General features: G+C 71.1%; 13 protein-coding genes. 5 read left to right on the top strand and 8 right to left on the bottom strand.

Annotation, left to right across the window (positions count from 1 at the left end; all coding sequences use genetic code 11):
- Nucleotides 1-37: 37 nt before the first annotated feature.
- Both ACIP64_RS29765 and ACIP64_RS29760 read left to right on the top strand, forming a co-directional pair.
- On the top strand, nucleotides 38-4,243 hold the full coding sequence (locus ACIP64_RS29765; RefSeq protein WP_401592629.1) for a carboxypeptidase regulatory-like domain-containing protein: 4,206 nt from the start codon (nucleotides 38-40) through the stop codon (nucleotides 4,241-4,243).
- Between the two features lie 120 nt (nucleotides 4,244-4,363).
- The gene (locus ACIP64_RS29760; protein ID WP_401592627.1) at nucleotides 4,364-5,422 is read left to right on the top strand and encodes a DUF4190 domain-containing protein; all 1,059 of its coding nucleotides are present in this window, start codon (nucleotides 4,364-4,366) and stop codon (nucleotides 5,420-5,422) included.
- A gap of 60 nt (nucleotides 5,423-5,482) precedes the next feature.
- Here ACIP64_RS29760 and ACIP64_RS29755 read toward each other — a convergent pair whose 3' ends face one another.
- On the bottom strand, nucleotides 5,483-6,118 hold the full coding sequence (locus ACIP64_RS29755) for a TetR/AcrR family transcriptional regulator (RefSeq protein WP_401592625.1): 636 nt from the start codon (nucleotides 6,116-6,118) through the stop codon (nucleotides 5,483-5,485).
- Nucleotides 6,119-6,216: 98 nt separating this feature from the next.
- On the opposite strand from ACIP64_RS29755, the gene ACIP64_RS29750 reads away from it, so the two are divergent.
- On the top strand, nucleotides 6,217-7,179 hold the full coding sequence (locus tag ACIP64_RS29750) for a zinc-binding dehydrogenase (RefSeq protein ID WP_401592875.1): 963 nt from the start codon (nucleotides 6,217-6,219) through the stop codon (nucleotides 7,177-7,179).
- A 93-nt stretch (nucleotides 7,180-7,272) separates the two neighbouring features.
- Here the strand turns inward: ACIP64_RS29750 and ACIP64_RS29745 are convergent, their stop codons facing one another.
- On the bottom strand, nucleotides 7,273-10,179 hold the full coding sequence (locus ACIP64_RS29745) for a S8 family serine peptidase (RefSeq protein WP_401592623.1): 2,907 nt from the start codon (nucleotides 10,177-10,179) through the stop codon (nucleotides 7,273-7,275).
- 734 nt (nucleotides 10,180-10,913) lie between these two features.
- Between ACIP64_RS29745 and ACIP64_RS29740 the strand changes: the two genes are divergently transcribed.
- Complete coding sequence (locus tag ACIP64_RS29740) at nucleotides 10,914-13,271, top strand: M4 family metallopeptidase (protein ID WP_401592621.1); 2,358 nt, start codon at nucleotides 10,914-10,916, stop codon at nucleotides 13,269-13,271.
- 78 nt (nucleotides 13,272-13,349) lie between these two features.
- Here the strand turns inward: ACIP64_RS29740 and ACIP64_RS29735 are convergent, their stop codons facing one another.
- From ACIP64_RS29735 to ACIP64_RS29710, 6 genes are all read right to left on the bottom strand, one after another.
- On the bottom strand, nucleotides 13,350-13,961 hold the full coding sequence (locus tag ACIP64_RS29735) for a hypothetical protein (RefSeq protein ID WP_401592619.1): 612 nt from the start codon (nucleotides 13,959-13,961) through the stop codon (nucleotides 13,350-13,352).
- Nucleotides 13,958-14,536, bottom strand: coding sequence for an RNA polymerase sigma factor (locus ACIP64_RS29730; protein ID WP_401592617.1), 579 nt, complete (start codon nucleotides 14,534-14,536; stop codon nucleotides 13,958-13,960). The genes ACIP64_RS29735 and ACIP64_RS29730 overlap by 4 nt, the downstream gene beginning before the upstream one ends.
- A 193-nt stretch (nucleotides 14,537-14,729) precedes the next feature.
- Nucleotides 14,730-15,398 carry a nucleotidyl transferase AbiEii/AbiGii toxin family protein gene (locus ACIP64_RS29725; protein WP_401592615.1) on the bottom strand — a complete coding sequence of 223 codons (669 nt, stop codon included), beginning with the start codon at nucleotides 15,396-15,398 and terminating at the stop codon, nucleotides 14,730-14,732.
- A gap of 5 nt (nucleotides 15,399-15,403) precedes the next feature.
- Nucleotides 15,404-15,796, bottom strand: a complete 393-nt coding sequence (locus ACIP64_RS29720) for a hypothetical protein (protein ID WP_401592613.1) — start codon at nucleotides 15,794-15,796, stop codon at nucleotides 15,404-15,406.
- A 132-nt stretch (nucleotides 15,797-15,928) separates the two neighbouring features.
- Entirely contained in the window at nucleotides 15,929-16,237 is a 309-nt protein-coding gene (locus ACIP64_RS29715) for a hypothetical protein (protein ID WP_401592611.1), read from the bottom strand.
- Between the two features lie 58 nt (nucleotides 16,238-16,295).
- Entirely contained in the window at nucleotides 16,296-16,676 is a 381-nt protein-coding gene (locus ACIP64_RS29710; protein ID WP_401592609.1) for a hypothetical protein, read from the bottom strand.
- Between the two features lie 182 nt (nucleotides 16,677-16,858).
- On the opposite strand from ACIP64_RS29710, the gene ACIP64_RS29705 reads away from it, so the two are divergent.
- Nucleotides 16,859-17,212, top strand: coding sequence for a DUF3099 domain-containing protein (locus ACIP64_RS29705; RefSeq protein ID WP_401592607.1), 354 nt, complete (start codon nucleotides 16,859-16,861; stop codon nucleotides 17,210-17,212).
- Nucleotides 17,213-17,721 lie beyond the last annotated feature (509 nt).

Below are 17,721 nucleotides of genomic sequence, written 5' to 3'. Positions count from 1 at the left end.
GTTGATCGAGTGTCACCGGTCAGATGGGAACGGTCACTTGCACATATCGAGAAAGCCCACGCGCTCCGGGCGGCTCAGACTCACCGCGTTACTCGCGGTGTTGGGCCTCGCGGCGCTCACCCTGCTCGGGGCGCAGACATCGGCCGTCGCGCAGGCGCCTGCCGGCGTGGCGCGCACGGTCGCGGACACCGCCCGGGACAACGGACTGTCGACGGAGCCCTCCTGCTCGACGCCGAAGAAGAACGAATTCGCGTGCTTCGCACTGCGCCGCACGGACCTCCCGACCGCCCGCCGGTCTGAGGCGCCCGCCGGATACGGCGCCGGCGACCTGCGCGGCGCCTACGACCTCCCGGCAGCCGGCGGCGCCGGGCAGACGGTCGCCGTGGTCGCCGCGTACGACGACCCCACCGCCGAGCAGGACTTGGCCGTGTACCGGCAGCAGTACGGGCTGCCTGACTGCACGACCGGCAACGGCTGCTTCCGCAAGGTCGACCAGCGCGGCGGCACCGAGTCCCCGCAGCCCGATCCCGAGTGGGCCGGGGAGATCTCGCTGGATCTGGACATGGTCTCCGCCGTGGCGCCGAACGCGCACATCCTGCTCGTGGAGGCCGACAGCGCCGACCGGGACAACCTCGGGGCGGCCGTCGACCTGGCCGTCGCGCTCGGCGCCAAGGTCGTGTCCAACTCGTACGGCTCCTACTACGACAGCCTCCCCGGGGGCGGTGAGGACCCCGCCGAGACCACCGACACGCACTACAACCACCCGGGTGTGGCCATGGTCGTCGCCGCCGGCGACCTGAACTACGGAGTCCCGTATCCCGCCGCCTCGCCCTACGTCACCTCGGTCGGCGGGACCTCGCTCGCCCGCGACCCGAGCAGTCCCCGCGGGTGGTCGGAATCGGTCTGGAGCAACGGCGACCGGGGCACCGGCTCGGGCTGCTCCGCCTACCAGGCGAAACCGGCCTTCCAGAAGGACACCGGCTGCCCCCGCCGCACCGTCGCGGACGTCTCGGCCGTCGCGGACCCGGCCACCGGTGTGGCGGTCTACCAGAGCTACGGACAGAGCGGCTGGCAGGTGTACGGCGGGACGAGTGCTGCCACGCCGATCATCGCCGGGGTCTACGCGGCGGCCGGAGCGCCGGCGGCCGACAGCTACCCCAACTCCTACCCCTACGCCGCGGCCAGTGGCCTCAACGATGTGACCAGCGGGTCCAACGGCACGTGCGACCCCGCCTATCTGTGCACCGCAGGGCCCGGATTCGACGGGCCGACCGGACTGGGCACGCCCCGGGGCCTGGGCGCGTTCCGCGGTGGGCCGCGCGGGGAGATCTCCGGGACGGTCACGGACGCCGGTACCGGCAAGGCACTGGCGGGGGCCGCGGTCTCGGGCGGCGACGTCACCGTGCACTCCGACGCCTCGGGGGCCTACACGCTGTCCCTGCCGGCCGGAACCTACGACATCGGCGTCGAGGCCTTCGGCTACGCGACGGCGTCCACGCCGGACGTCACGATCGCCGACGGGGCCACGCTGACGAGGAACTACGCGCTGACCGCGGTGCCCAGCCGTACGGTCACGGGGAGGATCACCGACGGTTCCGGGCACGGCTGGCCGCTCTACGCCAGGATCGTCGTGGACGGCTCGCCCGCCGGCCCGGTGTGGAGCGACCCCGCGACCGGCGTGTACAGCCTCGAGCTGCCGCAGAACCGTGCGCACACCCTGCGGGTCACGGCGTCCCTTCCCGGCTACGAGGAAGTCACCCGGCACCTGGCGGCGGGCACGGCGGCGCAGCAGCTCGACATTCCGGTGCCCGCCGACGTCTGGTCGGCCGGCGCCCCTGCCTACGCGCCGGAGCTGACCGGCCCGACACAGGAGTTCACCTCGACGGACTCCGCGCCCGAGGGCTGGTCGGTGGTCGACGCCGAGGGGACTCAGGGCGGCTGGGCGTTCGACGACCCCGGAGCGCGGTCCAACACCACTGGCGGCAACGGCGGTTTCGCGGTGGTCGACAGCGACCACTACGGCTACCCGGCCGCGCAGGACTCCAGCCTGGTCAGCCCGCGCTTCGACTTCACCGGCGTCACGGTCCCCGAGCTGGCCTTCGACACCGACCTCAAGCCCTTCTTCGGGCAGACCGCCGACCTCGACGTCAGCACCGACGACGGCGTGACCTGGAAGAACGTCCGGTCCCTGACCACCGACGCGGCCGGCCCGACCCATCTCGACGTACCCCTGGCCGGGTACGCGGGCGAACCCTCGGTCCGGGTGCGGTTCCACTACACCGCCTCCTTCGCGCTGTGGTGGGCCGTCGACAACGTCTTCGTCGGAGGCAGGGGGCTCACCCCCACCCCTGCCGGTCTCATCACCGGAACCGTCACCGACGCCAACACCGGCGCGGGGCTGGCACCGGCCACCGTCATCGACCGGGACCAGCCCTCGCTGAGCGCGATCACGGCGGCCACACCCGAGGACCCGAACCTCGGCGACGGCTTCTTCACCCTGACCGCGCCCGTGGGCAAGCACACCCTCACGGCAGCGGCGCCGCGCTACACGGAGCGGTCCAAGACGGTGGCGGCGCGCGCCGACACCGTCGTGGCCTCGGCGTGGAAGCTCACGGCGGGTCAGCTGTCCTTGACGACGGAACCGATCGAGGCGACGGCGGTCCTGGGAAAGACCGCGACGCACAAGCTGACCATCACCAACACCGGAGGCGCCCAGGCCACCTTGACCCTCGCGGAGCGGGTCGGCTCCGGCAGCACCGGCGCCGGCGCACCCCTCCACCGCGCCGCCCGGCGACCGCTCCCGTCATCGGGCGCCGACGGGCGCACCGCACCGATCGACGGCCGCACCACGCTTCCGCCCGGGCACGCCGTTCCCTCCCGCGAGACCGGGCCCTCGGGTGACGCCTGGAAGCCCGTCGCCGACCTGCCCGCGGCCATCATGGACAACGCCGTCGACAGCTTCGACGGCAAGATCTACTCGGCCTACGGGTACGACGGGGAGGACGACACCGGCGACCTGTACCGCCTCTCCCCCGACACCGGCGCCTGGAGCCGGCTCACCTCCTCCCCGCACCCGCGCCGCGCGCCCGCGCACGGCTTCATCGACGGCTTGTTCTACGCCGCCGGCGGCTGGGGCAGCAGCACCGGCGGCATCGACCCGGCCCTGGACATCTACGACCCCGTCAGCAACCGCTGGACCAGCGGTGCCAAGGCGCCCAAGGCCTACGCCGGATCGGGAAGCACCGTCCTGGACGGAAAGCTGTACATGGTGGGCGGTTGCGCCGCGACGAGCTGCGGCACGACCGACGCCTTCGTCTACGATCCCCAGGCCGACCGCTGGTCGGAGATCGCCCCCTATCCGGAGCCCATCGCCTGGCAGTCCTGCGCCGCCATCGGCACCAAGATCTACTGCGCCGGCGGGGAGAGCGGCGGCGCCGTCGCCGTGGCCTCCTCGTATGTCTACAACCCCGCCACCGACAAGTGGTCGGCCCTGCCCGACATGCCGATCCCGCTGTGGGGCGCGGCGTACACCGCTGCCAACGGACTGCTGCTGATCTCCAGCGGTGTGACCGACGACAGCCTGCTGACGAACCAGGGCTTCGCCCTCGACCCCGCGACGGCGACCTGGACCGCCCTGCCCAACGCCAACACCAGCACGTTCAGAAGCGGCGGCGCGCCGGGCTTCTACAAGGTCGGCGGCACCGTCGACGCCTACGAACTCGCGCCCACCACCGCCGTCGAGGTGCTGCCCGGCTACGACCAGGCGGGGCTGTCGGAGGTCACCTGGCTCGGCGAGTCCGCCAGGACCATCACCCTCGCCCCCGGTCAGAAGACGGTGCTCACCCTCACCTTCGACACCGCGAACCTGGAGGTCGCCCAACCCGGCGACCTCGGCGCCAGGCTCGCACTGTTCACCGACACCCCCTACGCACTGCCCGACATCCCCGTCACGCTGCACGTCGACCCACCGCGACGATGGGGCAACATCAGCGGGACCGTTCTCGGGGCGACCACGGCAGGAGGAACCGCCCCGCTGGCCGGCGCGACCGTGCAGATCGACAGCTGGGCCGGCTCCTGGACGCTCACAACGCGCCCGGACGGCACCTTCGGACTGTGGCTCGACACCCGCAACAACCCGTTGACCGTCATCGTCGCCAAGGACGGCTACCGGCCGACCGTAGCCACCGTGCGGCTCCAGAAGGGAGCAACCGTCGTCCACAACGTGACGCTGGAGCGCGCGTAGCAGCCGCCGGCACCTGATCCAGGCCGGGGCGCGGCCCACTCCGGGCCGCGCCCCGGCCGTCTGCCGGCACCGGATATATTCGCGCACGTTCGTTCGATCGTGCACGAGGAGCGCTGTTCCGTGGACTCGCCGTACTCGCCCCAGCCGTCGGCCCTCGAACCGCCGACGCGGCGGCCACTGAACAAACTCGCGGTCATGGCGCTGGTGTTGGGGCTGGTGTGCGTCGTGCCGGTGATCGGCGTCGTGCTGGGGGCCGTGGCGCTGACACAGATCGACAGGCGGGGCGAGCGCGGCAAGGGCCTGGCCGTCACCGGTCTGGTGCTGTCGGCGCTCAGCACGCTGGTGGCCGCGCTCCTCGCGCTCGGCGGCCTCGCCGCGTTCACCAAGGGCTTCAGCGACGGCCTCGCGCATGGCGCCCGGGGCGGCGACACGCTCTCCTCCCTGCGCAGGGGCGACTGCTTCAACACCCCGAAGGACGAGGTGAAGGGCGCGGTCAGGAACGCGGCCACCGTGCCGTGCGCGCGCGTGCACACCGGCGAGGTCTTCGGGGTCTTCCAGATGTCCGGGGAGAACAGCGGCTTCCCGGGGGACGACTCGGTCGCCACCGTGGCCGGGAAGCGGTGCGGGCAGCTGCGACACGCCTACACCCTGGACACCTGGGCGTTCCCGAAGGACGCCGGCGTCTCCTACTTCGTCCCCACCAGCAGGTCGTGGAACATCCACGAGCGCCAGGTGATCTGCTTCTACCGCAAGCACAGCGGCCCCCTCACGGGGTCGCTGCGGCGCGACGAGACCACGCTCGACGCGCATCAACTCGTCTATCTGAAGGCCGCCAACACGCTCGACGACGCGAAGGACGACGCCCCGGAGGCGGAGTACATCGAGGACGACCTCAAGGGTTACAAGCAGTGGGCGCACGACGTCACCATCGCCCTCGGCCAAGAGTCGCGTCTCCTGCGCCACCACGACTGGCCGGCCGCCGCGCGGCCGCACGTCGCGGCGCTCGCGAAGGAGTTGGACGCGGCCCGCGCGCACTGGGCGAAGGCCGCCGGCGCCAAGAACGCGCATGCGTACTACGACCACTACAAAGCGGGGGAACGGCTGTCGGGCCACGACGAAGCCGTCAAGGCCCGCGCGGCGCTGGGCCTTGCCACGACCGACCCGACCGCGGGCTCCTAGCGGTTGCCGTTGCCGATGACCGCTCGCCCGCACCTGGGAACCGGCGGCGGGCAACGCCGGTCAACGCGGTGACGCATGCACCGCGGAGGCCAGTCGTACCGCCGGCGGCAGTGGCGCTTGGCCGGGGCGCGCCTCGAGCGCCTGGATCGCCAATGCCGCGAAGCGCCGGGAGGCCGCCACCTGGGTGGTGGCCGACGCGGCGTGGATCCCTTGGTTCGCCATCAGGATGACGATCAGGTCGTCCAGGACGAAGTCGGGCCGAAGGCGTCCCGCTGCTTGGGCCCGTTGAGCCAAGGAGGCGACTGCGGTCACCGTGTACTCGCGGCTCGCGGCGGCATCCACCGCTCCCGGAAAACTGGACAGGAACGCCTGCGTGAAGCCGCGATCGCGTGCGTGCAGCTCGCAGGTCCTCTCGATCACCAGGCACAGGCCGCGCCAGGGGTCAGGATCCGCGCTGCCCTCGTCGACGATGGCGCGACAGGCGGTCAGCTGGTCGGCGAAGGCTTCGGCGACGAGCGCCTGCTTGGTCGGGAAGCGGCGGTACAAGGTGGCGGGCCCCACACCGGCGTGCCGCGCGATCTCTCGCATCGGCACGTCCAGGCCGTCGGTGGAGAACAGCGCCCGGGCGGCATCGAGGATGCGCTCGCGATTGTCCAGCGCGTCGGAGCGCAGCGAATGAGGCACGTCGTCGGTCACCGCTCTCACTTTACCCAAACGGACGGGGGCGTCCGTTACGGTCCCGGGATGTGAGGGCCGCCACCGTCCACAGGCGGTTCGGAGATTCGGAGATGACCTTGAAGGCAGTGGTGATCCAGAGGTTCGGAGGTCCTGAGGGCCTGGCTGTCGTCGACCTGCCGGAGCCCGTACCCGGCGCCGGGGAGGTGCTGATCGCCACCGAGGCCGTGGGGGTGGGCGGTGTCGACACCTTGATCCGGAGCGGGGCGCTGGCCTCGTACGGCTTCAAGGAGGGCCACGTGCCGGGTGGCGAAGTGGCGGGCACCGTGACCGCGGTCGGTGACGGCGTCGACCCGTCGTGGGCCGGCCGGCGGGTGTGGGGCTCGCCCGGCACCGGCGGGGGCTACGCCGAGCAGGTGCTCGCGCCGGTCGGGCAGCTCGTTCCCCTGCCCGCCGGTCTGTCCGCCGCGGCGGCGGTGACGCTCGGCAGTGCAGGTGCGGTCGCCCACTTCGGTCTGCGGCACGCTCACTTCGCCCCCGGGGAGGCCGTCCTGGTGCGGGGTGCGGCCGGCAGTATCGGGATCATGGCAGTGCAGCTCGCGGCAGTCGGTGGAGCCGCGGCAGTGGCGGTCACGACGTCGTCGGCCGAGCGCGGTGAGCGGCTGCGCCGCCTCGGCGCGACCCACGTGCTGGACCGCTCCGGCGACGGAGGAACAGATGCTCCCGGCGGCTACGACGTCATTCTCGATGTGGCGGCCGGAAAGGACATGGCGTCGTTCTTCGACAGGCTCAATCCGAACGGCCGCATGGTGGCCGTCGGCGCGGTCGCGGGCCGGCCGCCCGCGGACTTCGGCACCAGAATCATGGCGGCGTTCCAGAAGTCGATGTCGTTCGCCGCCTTCAGCGCGGCCACCGTCCCGGAGGCCGACCTGCGTGCCCGGCGCGGAGAGCTGTTCGCCGCGGCCGGCCGCGGCGAGGTCGAAGCGGTGGTGCACGAGCTGCTGCCGCTCGACAAAGCCGAGCTCGCGCACCGGAAGATGGACGCCGGTGAGGTCTTCGGCAGGATCGTGCTCACGCCGTAGCACCCGCAGGTGTGCCGGCGCTGGGCACCGGCCGCAAATGCCGCGGGGCCGGCCTCCCTTGCGGAAGGCCGGCCCCGGCTGGGTGTGCGCCGGTCAGCGGGAGCTGATCAGCAGGCCGGGGACGACGGTCCGGCCGGTGCGGAACTCGGTGTACGCCCACTGCTCGACGTCGGGCTGCGGGCCCACGGGGTTCAGCGTCACCTGGGAGTACCCACCCCGCTGCACCTCGGTCGGTGTGGTCAAGGTGGCGTTGTGCCGCTCGGCGTTCTCAGGGACGACGGTCACCCCGAGCCGGTAGGGAACCTCGGGGGAGGTCGCCGTCTGGGCGTGCACGTAGGCGGTGTAGACGCCGGGTTCGGGGAAGAACCGGGCGCTGCGCTCGTTGCTGTGCCAGGAGGCCCAGCTCCGGTCGACCAGTTTGCCGTCCTTGTAGAGGTAGAGGTCGAGGTTCGTGTTCGGGTCGTCGGAGGCCGTCTGCACGATGAGTCCGGCCGAACCTGGCGGTACGACGATCTTCGTGCCCTGGGTGCCCACTCCGCCGGGGGAGAACACGCCGCCGCTGACGGAGGTCGTGAGCTTCTTGTCCGTCCAGGTCACGGGGGTGTACCCGGTGGTGCGGCCGGCCAGCGGTCCGGTGAAGCCGGGTTCCAGGTATCCCTGGCCTTGCCCGCCGACACGGCCGAACTCGATGCCCGTGTCGTCGTACGGACGCGGGGTGAAGCCCCACGGTCGGGCGGCGACCGTCAGCCGCACCTGGTGCCGGGCGCTGGTGAAGGTCAGTGACCCGGTGGCGTAGCGGTCCCAGGTCGCGGTGCCGCGCTCCAGCGTGATGGTCACCGTGGCGGTGGCACCGGGCTTCACCGAGATCGTCTTGGGGCTGACGGTCACCTTCATCCCGGCGAGTCCGTCGACGTGCGCCGTGTACGCCTCGGTTCGCGTGCCGACGTTGGTCAGCCGCCGTGTGACACGGACCGGCTTCGTTCCGTCGTACTCGCGCAGCGCGATCGACGGCAGGTTGATCTCCTTGCCGTCCGGGGTCGCCGCGGACGCGAAGGCGGTCAGCTCGGCCGGCGAGGGCTCGATCACCAGGCCCGGGTCGTCGGCGGACGAGGTGCGGGGCAGCCCGGAGCCCTGGCGCAGCGGGCTGGCCGTGCCCTTGGTGTCGGTGGCGGTGGTCCGCAGTGCCGAAGCGGTCGCGCCGGGCGACCACTTGGGGTGCCGGGCACGCAGCAGTGCGGCCATGCCGGCCACGTGCGGTGCGGCCATCGAGGTGCCCGAATACGCGTCGAAGAGCCGTCCTCCGGCCATCGGCGACACCGCCGCCACCACGTCGATGCCGTCCGCGACGAGGTCGGGCTTCTGCAGTCCGGTGTGCACCTGGTCGGGACCGTAGGACGAGAGGCCGGCCACGCTCGGCACCCCGACGAGGCTGCTGCCGTCCCCGCCCTCGGCCAGCGACGCGGTCCCGTCAGTTCGGTGCGCCCACAGGTAGTTGAAGAGCTTGCCCGCCTGTTCGGCGCTCCACAGGTAGACGGTCGGGAAGTCGTAGATCACGTTCAGCCGCGTGTTGCCGGTCGACTGGAACAGCACCACGCCGACACCGCCGGCGGCCTTGACCGTCGCCACCGCGTCGACGGCGTCGATGAAGTCGCAGGCCACGATCTTGCCCTTGACCTTGGCGGGGTCGAGGCTTCCGGACCAGCAGTACTGCGCGCCGTCCTCGAGCGATCCGGCCTGGTCGGCGAAGACGATGGGGGTGTCGCGGCGGGACGGCAGCCGGTCCATCGACGTGCCGACGATACGGGTGCCGTCGCCGAGCCGGACGGTCGCCTCGTGGGAACGCTCGACGGTCGCGCCCACCGTGGTCACCCACGGTTCGGCGTTGCTGATCATCCCGGACATGCCGTCGTTGCCGGCCGAGGCCGCGACGAAGACCCCGGCGAGGTAGGCATTGAGGAAGGCGTCCCCGATCGGGCTGTTGGGCTCGTAGTCGCCCATCGACACGCCGGCCGAGTAGTTGATCACCTGGACACCGTCGGCCACCGCCGCGTCGATCGCCGCGATGATGTCGGCGTCCGTGCCCGAGCCGCCCCAGAGGGCCTTGTACACGGCGATACGCGCATCGGGGGCCACCCCGGAGATCGCGCCGTAGTCGTGCCCGAGGATCATCGCGTGCTTGACCGGGAGACCCGCCGCGGTCGAGGCGGTGTGGGTGCCGTGCCCTTCCATGTCGCGGGGCGAGAGGCTCTCCCCGTCGGGGAGCGAGCCGTAGGCGCTGAGCCACCCGTCGGCGAAGTACCGCGCCCCGACGATCTTGCCGTTGCAGGCGGAGGCGGGGAAGTCCTGACCCCTCTGGCAGGTGCCGTGCCAGCCCGGGGGTCGCGGCATGGTGGCGGCGAAGGACGCGCTCTCCGGCCAGATTCCGGTGTCGATCACACCGATGACCACATCGGAGCCATGGCCCGGTTTGGTCTGCGCGGCCGGTTGCGCCGGTGTGCGCGTCGACGCCTGTGCGGTGTCCTGTGCCGTTTGCGGGGTCGTGGTCGTCGCGGCGTCGGCCTTCACGAGACGGGCCGCGGTGACCGCCGCGACGCGCGGGTCCTTGGCGAGCCGGCCGGCCTGATCACCGGTCAGCTTGGCGGAGAAGCCGTTGAAGGCGGTCGTGTAGGTGCGCTGCGCCCGCACACCGAAGTCGCCGAGCACGTCACGCTGCGCGTCGCCGAGGTGCTGACGGTACTTCTCGGCCGCGGCCGAGTGCGGCTGGAGTTCCTGACCGGCCGCCGGCCTGGTCGCCACGAGCCCCTTGACGCCACCCGCGTACGAGGTGACCGGCGCCTCCCGCAGCCGCACGACGTACTGCCCCTTGATGGTTCCGGGCTGCGCGGCGGAGTGCAGGGCACCCCCGCCGGTCAGGGAGGGGCGGGGTCCGTCGTACTGACCCAGCTTCAGGTCCGGCAGGGGATTGCCGGACTGCGCCATGGCCGGTCCGGCAATCCCCAAGCCGCTGAATATGGTGGCGAAAACAGTGATGGCCGACGCCACGACAAGTCGGCGTCGTCGTCGAAGGCTCGGGCTTGTGACCACGAGTCTCCTCCCATGAGGTGAACGGTGTGCATGTCCGTCACACCCAATCTTCACCCGATCACGGCAGGGTTACGTTCGCGTGACGAATCGTCGCGCCCGACGTCGCAACAGGCCTCTGACGTGGGGGTTTTGTCCTGGTGGCGGAGCGGGCCGCCGGACGCGGGAGCGAATGGCAGGCCGGCTTCCGGGCCGTCGCGATCCGGAGTCTGCCGGGAGCCTGAGCTGCACGAACTCCGCCACGGACGCGGGCACTCGATGCCTGGACGGCCACCAGGATCCCGGACGGCGGCATGTCGCCGACGCCGCCGGTGAGGCCCGCCCCCAACTGCTGTCGTTTTGACGACAGCTGTCGGAATGCCGACACCGCCAACACGTTCACGGTTGGCCGAAACCTGTCACCACGGCCGCACCGCCGACTGTTACACCGACATGAAGCCGCAAGTGACTCCACCTCGCAGTGATGGCCCCGCTATGAACCGCTCACCGCTTTTCGGACAATGATCTCCGAACTGTGGACGGTGGTTGGGGTGGCTGAAACGATCCCCGGGTCGTACACACCTGCGCATCGTGCGACGTCGCCGCGGAGGCACCGTCGCCTCCGGCCACCCCCTCCCCCGGCCCCCTCCGGCCGGGCGCAAGGAGCTGCACCAGTGACGCACAACCCCCCTGTCACGGGCGCCACTTCGCCACGGACCTCGCCCCCTCCGCGCCGCACGACCGCCGTCCTCGCGGCGCTCGCCCTGGCCGCCGCCCTCGCCACCGCCCTCCCGGCGGCCGGCGCCGTCGCCGCCCCCCGGGCCGCGGACGACGCCGCGCACCGGCCCGCACCGCCCCGGATATCCGCGACCGCCCGGGCCGGCGCCGCGCCGCTGCGGCTCTCCACCGCGCAGCACGCCGCACTCCTGGACGATGCCGCCGGCGCGAGCGCCGGCACCGCACGCGCGCTGCGGCTCGGCAGCGGCGAGAAGCTGGTGCCGAAGGACGTCGTCAAGGACGCCGACGGCACCGTGCACACCCGCTACGAGCGCACGTACCGCGGACTCCCCGTCGTCGGCGGCGACTTGGTCGTGCACCAGCAGGGCGCCACCCGCACCGCCACCGAACCCACCGGCCGCATATCCCTCCCCACGACGGTCGCCTCCGTGCCGGCCGCCACGGCGAGGAAGTCCGCGCTGGCCTCGGTCAAGGAGGAGGGGAACGACAAGGCGAAGGCCACCGCCGCACCCCGCCTTGTGGTCTGGGCCGGCGGCAAGGGCAAGCCCCGGCTCGCCTGGCAGTCGGTCGTCACCGGCGTCCAGGACGACGGCACCCCGAGCAGCGTCCAGGTGCTCACCGACGCCGCGACCGGCGAGGAACTGCAGCACGCGGAGCAGATCAACGCGGGTAACGGGCAGAGCCAGTACAGCGGCCGGGTGCAGATCGGCACCGTACGCAACGGCGACCACTACGAGCTGACCGACCCGCAGCGCGGCGGCCACAGCACCTACGACCTGACGGGCGTCGGCGGCAACGGCACCCTCGTCACGGACACCGACGACCAGTGGGGCGACGGCACGACGGCCGACCGCCAGACGGCCGCCGTCGACGCCGCCTACGGCCAGCGCAAGACCTGGGACTTCTACCACGACATGTACGGCCGCAACGGCATCGCCGACAACGGTGCCGGCTCGTACTCCCGCGTCCACTACGGCACCAACTACGCCAACGCCTTCTGGGACGACGGCTGCTTCTGCATGACGTACGGCGACGGCCTGGACAACGCCCACCCGCTGACCGAACTCGACATCGCCGCACACGAGATGACGCACGGCGTGACCGCCGCGACGGCCGGACTGATCTACGAGGGCGAGTCCGGCGGTCTCAACGAGGCCACCAGCGACATCATGGCCACGGCCGTGGAGTTCTACGCCAACAACCCGTCGGACACCCCGGACTACACCCTGGGCGAGCTCGCCGACGTCCGCGGCACCGGCAAGCCGCTGCGCTACATGGACCAGCCCTCCAAGGACGCCGACCCGGTCAAGGGCACGTCCCAGGACTACTGGACGCCGCAGACCAAGGGCCTGAACGTCCACAACAGTTCGGGCGTCGCGAACCACTTCTTCTACCTGCTCTCCGAGGGCAGCGGCAAGAAGACGATCAACGGCGTCGCCTACGACAGCCCCACCTACGACGGCAAGCCCGTCGCGGGCCTCGGGCTGCACAACGCCACCAACGTCTGGTACCGGGCGCTGACCCGCTACATGACCAGCACCACGGACTACGCCGCCGCCCGGGTGGCCACCCTCCAGGCCGCCGCGGACCTCTTCGGCAAGTCCAGCGACGCGTACGAGGCGGTGGGCAACGCCTGGGCCGCCGTGAACGTCGGTCCGCGCTTCGTCAACCACATCGCCGTGGTGCCGCCGTCCACCCGGAACTCGGCGGTGGGCGTCCCGGTCAGCCGGCAGATCGTGGCGGCCACCAGCCGTCCGGGCGCCCTGACGTACTCGGCGGCCAACCTGCCCACCGGCCTGTCCATCAACCGTACGACGGGCCTGATCACGGGCACGCCGACGGCCGCGGGCACCTTCGCGGCGGTCGTCACGATTCGCACCTCGGCGGCGGAGACCCTGCCGGTGCCGTGGACGTGGACCGTCCTGGCCTCGGGCGGCAGCCACTTCGTCAACCCCGACCGGTACGACATCGGGCCGTGGGCGACCACGGAGTCACCGATCACCGTCACGGGCCGGCAGGGCAACGCCTCCGCCTCGGTCAAGGTCGGTGTCGACGTGTACAAGGGGTGGATCGGCGGGCAGATCATCTGGCTGGTGGCGCCGGACGGCACCGCGTTCCTGGTGAAGGACTTCGTCTGGGACACCGGCAACGAGCTGCACGCCACGTACACCGTCGACGCCTCGACCGTGGCGGCCAACGGCACCTGGAAGCTGCGGATCCAGGACAACACCCCGTCCTTCCCGGGCAACGCCGCGGTGCCGGGCTACCTGGACGACTGGAGCCTGGACTTCTGACAGTCCTCCGCTCCGCCGCGTGCCGTCGCACCCCGGTTCATGGGGGTGCGACGGCACGCGCACGGCAACCGGCGCTCGTCAGCCGGCGTACGCCTGCTCGTACAGGCTGCGCAACTCAGGGGTGGCCTCCGCCGTCGCGCCGCACAGGCTGACGCGGCCGTCGTCCGCGGTGACCAGGTAGTGGTGGCCGACGGCGAACTCCGCTCCGTTGAGGAGCTGGGCCAGGTTCGCGTCGCTGGTGAGCCCGACGGTGGTGGGGCCGGTGCCCCGGTACCAGTGGTCCACCCGGAGTTCGACGCGGTCGCCCTTGACCGAGGTCGCCGTGCCTTCGAACGCGGTCTTGAAACCGCGCAGGAGGTCGGCGCTCACCGGGGCGCACTTCCCGGCAGGCGCGTCCGGGACGGCCAGGGTCAGAGCGGGGGCCGACGGGGTCGCCGCGGCCGACGGCTCGGTCTCCTGGGAGGTCACACCCCAGGCGAGTCCTCCGACCACCACAAGCAGGGCGGCGCCCACCGCGACGGGCAGGAAACGTCGGCGGGACGTGCCCACAGCAGGGGGCGTGGTCGGGGAAACACGGGTGTCGGCGGTCACAGTGGCCTCCAGGAGACGCTTGGGATCGGGGGAAGGCGCCGCGGATGTCCGTGCCGGGTCGATGGCCCGCATCCGGGCCAGCAGTTCCTCGTCGTTCACCGACGGCTCCCTTCTTCATCCGTCCTGTGTCCGGCCCGAGCGGGATTCTTTCGCTCGAGGCGAGCGGCGAGCTTCTTCTTCGCCCGGTGCAGCCGGATACTCGCGGCGTTGGCGGTCAACCCGGTGACCTGCGCGATCGCGCTCGGCGCCAGTCCCTCCCAGGCCCAGAGCCGGACGACCTCGCGGTCGAGCGCCCCCAGCGTGCCCAGTGCGTGATGCAGTTCCAGGTGCTCCGCCTCCACCTCGCGCGGTGGCTCCTCCGCCTGCGTCAGCCGCTCCACCAGCCGCAGCCGGCGCCCCTCGGCCCGGCGCGCGTTGGCCAGACAGCCCCGCGCGACGCCGTAGCACCAGGGCAGCACCTCGTCGGGATCGACGGGACCGTCCCCGCCGAGCCCCGGCACATCCTCCAGCCGGCGCCACAGGACGAGCATCGTCTCCGCGAGCACGTCATCGACCACGGCGGCGTCCGCCCGCCGCCGCAAGTACCGGTGCAGCGGCTCCGCCACCACACCCAACAACGCCTCGAATCGAGCCTCCCGCACCCGGGACGGCTCCTGCACCAGCCTCAATTCCACACCTTCACCTGTCCGGCACCGCCCGCTCCCTTTCACCCTCGGCCGGACAAACTCCCGCCGGCGCGGAAACCTCGGATGCCGCCCGGCATCCCGACCGCCGAGGACCTGATCCTCGCAGGTCACGGCAGCACTGACCGACCGGGTCGGTCTCGGGGCGCCGCCAGCGTGTCTGCGGCCAGGCCTTTCGCGGCCTTCAGTCGGCGTCGGGGTTGTCGGACTCCGCGAGAAGCCGGGCCGCCAGCTCGTCGGCCCACTGCACGGCCCAGGAGCGCAGCGCGGTAATCGTGGAGTCGTCGAGGCCGTAGGCGGCGAACGCTTCGTCGTCGGTCCACTCGGCGCCGGCGAGGTTGGCCTGGAGATCTTCTCGTTCGAAGCGGCCCCGGGCGTGTCGGCGGCCGAACTCCTCCAAGTCGGTGGTGGACCAGCGTCGGGAGGCGGCGAAGACGTCGATCAGGTCCCGGGGGGCACCTCGGTCGCCGAGGGCGCGGACCTTGGTGCCGATCACGTCTTCCTCGGCGAGGACGGGCCCGTAGGGGCTGTGGGTGATGGGTCGCCAGAAGTTTTCCTTCAGGATGTCGACCTCGCACTCCTGCCCCGTTGCGGGGTCGGACACGGTGAAGCGTGCAGAGAGCGGAGCGATCTCCAGCGACTGCACGTGCCAGCCCTGTTCTTCCAGGCCGGCGCGGAGTGTGGTGGCGATGTCAGCCATGGGAGCCGGGTTCTGCGTGGCGACATCGAGGTCTTGGCTGGGGCGGTCGACCAAACGGTGGGCGCGCACGGCATAGCCACCGGTGAGCACCAGCGGGTAGGGGGAACCAAGAGCGATGACATCGGCCAGGAGCCGCGCGTGCAGCTCCGGCATGTCCGTCACGCTGCGGCCCGGGCACGGGCGGCGAGCTGAGGGAACGCCTCCTCCCACACGGCGCGCACTGTGCGTCCGACCAGGCCGCGCAAAACAGGCCACATCTGGAGGAGCAGGTCCCTGTTGAGGTACTGGGGCAGGTCGTCGTGCAGTCCTTCGTGCAGGACAGTGCGGTAGAGGCCCATGCGCTGGCGGGGCTTTTCCAAATCGTAAGAGGTCATCCCCGACCAGGCGACGTGCAGCGGCAGATCCACGATCCCGTGGGCAGGCCCGCGCAGCTCGTCCAGCGAGGCCGGAAGGCGCCGCCGAAACTTCTCCCGGTACAGTGCCAGGTCCTCGGCGTACAAGCCTGACTGGTCTGCGGTCCCCGGGACCGAGGGCTGCGAGCTGGCTGCCATACCCCCATTATGACCGCGGGACGACAGTGGCGAGGCAGAACCCCACCGGGTGCGACAGGTCGAGGGTGCCAACAGTCACGCCACGGCCGAGGCCCAGGTCGGACGGCGGTCGAGTCCGGCGTCCACGTCCGGTCACAGCCAACCGGCCCAGCCGAACGTCAGGAGGTAGGCGCGCGTGACTGCGGCCCGGCCGCGGCGCCCGCCACCGGCAACCGCCACAAGGGCCACGGTGAACCAGCACGCGACCGCTCCGCCGATGCCCAGAGCCCAAGCGGCGCCGCCGACGGCTGCGGAGAAGGCCACGATGAAGACCGCTATGACGAGCCCGGCATGGGCACCGCCGATGCTCACGCGGAACATCTCGCGCACGACGCGACGGCCCTCTGCGAGAACCCGCTCGTACGCGTTCAGCTCTCGCCCCGGACCGTCCTGCTCCTCCATATCCCCCTCCACGGGCCCCTCTCAACACGTCCTGGCCAAGCTGAGTCCGACCGAGCTATCAGCTCGGCACAGTGGTTCGAAAGAGAGCGAGAAGCGCGCGACCCGGGATGCTTTCAGGGTCGAAACTCTGGATGCCCTGCTCCTCGGGTGGCACGCCTGGCCCCCGCAGACGTGCACCTTGGCAGTGGAAGCAGAAGGCGATCTCGAAGAGGAGCTCCTTGTCGCTGTGGGCCCGGATGCCCCAGCCAGGGACAAAGCAGCGGTACCGTTCCCCCGGGGGCAGCTCAGCGATCAGCGCCAGAGCCTCCCGAACCTGGTCCGCTTCCCACAGCGCGGTGTCCTCACCGGTCAGGTCGTCGGAGAGGGGGCTGTGCATTGCCTCGGTGATGCGCACGACCTCGATCATTTCCGTCTGCGCGCTGACGGCGGGAAGCAGCATGTGGGCAGCATCGCCGATCACCCGCCGCGCAGTCCATGGCTTGGTGCCCCAACGAAGGGGCAGGTTCGGCGGGCGATGTCACATCGCGGGCGCCTCGTCTGTCTCATTGGTGGAAGAACCACGGCGTGCCGTGGACGGTGCCGGAACCGGGTGGTTCCGACGTATCGAGCGAGTGGTGGAACGTGACACGGAAGCACAGCGACGACCAGGTCTTCCGGATCACCGGGGCCGCAGCCGGGCTTTCGGACGACGTACGCGCCAGGCAGCGCCGATACATCATCTCGATGTCGATCCGGACGGTGTCGTTCGTCCTCGCCGTCGTGCTCTGGCAGGTCTCCACTCCCCTGGCCTGGATCACGCTGGTCCTGGGGCTGGTACTGCCCTACATCGAGGTCGTCGTGGCCAACGCCGGGCGGGAGAACGCTCGTGGGCTGCCCCGAACCCACATCGCACCGCCGGAACGGCCGGCCCTCGGGCCCGGCGAGACATCGCTCCCATCGGAACGGGCCCCTGGAACCCGCCAACCGGTGCAGTAGACGGACCGCAAGCACGCTCACGCAAGGCGGTCAGAGCCACCATGGGCCGGACGCGATCGGCAGTCACGGCCTTGCTGGCGTCATGCAGTCGGACCGCGATCAAAACGTCGTTTCTGATGGCGGACCGCTGGCCGCTTGAAACGGGTGGCCTGCTTGAAGGACTGCTCGGTACGGTGACGCGGTGTGCTTCTACGCCATGACCTACTACAAGCTGCACTACGCGTGTGTCTCGTGCCGTGTCAGCTTCAAGCAGCATGCCTGTCCGCAGCGGAAGCACCTGTGCCCGAACTGTTCTCAGCCCCTCATTTGCGCTGGTCACGACTTCGCTCCGCCGCCCAGGCGTGATGTCCGCAGTTGGTCTGTGGTGGCGGCGGTGTTGGGTGAAGGACTTCGCTACGAAGGGTTGTCGGTCTGTGTCGGCGACGCCTGAATTCTGAGCCGCTTCCGACGGGTGAAAGGTGACCCCCGTTGCTTCGGTTGATGTTGGTCATTCCCCGGTGTTGGCGGCG

The sequence above is a fragment of the Streptomyces sp. NPDC088733 genome (genome assembly GCF_044751185.1).
Classification (GTDB): domain Bacteria; phylum Actinomycetota; class Actinomycetes; order Streptomycetales; family Streptomycetaceae; genus Actinacidiphila.
The sequence above is the reverse complement of the archived record's forward strand: the minus strand, read 5'-3'. Positions and strand labels throughout refer to the sequence as shown.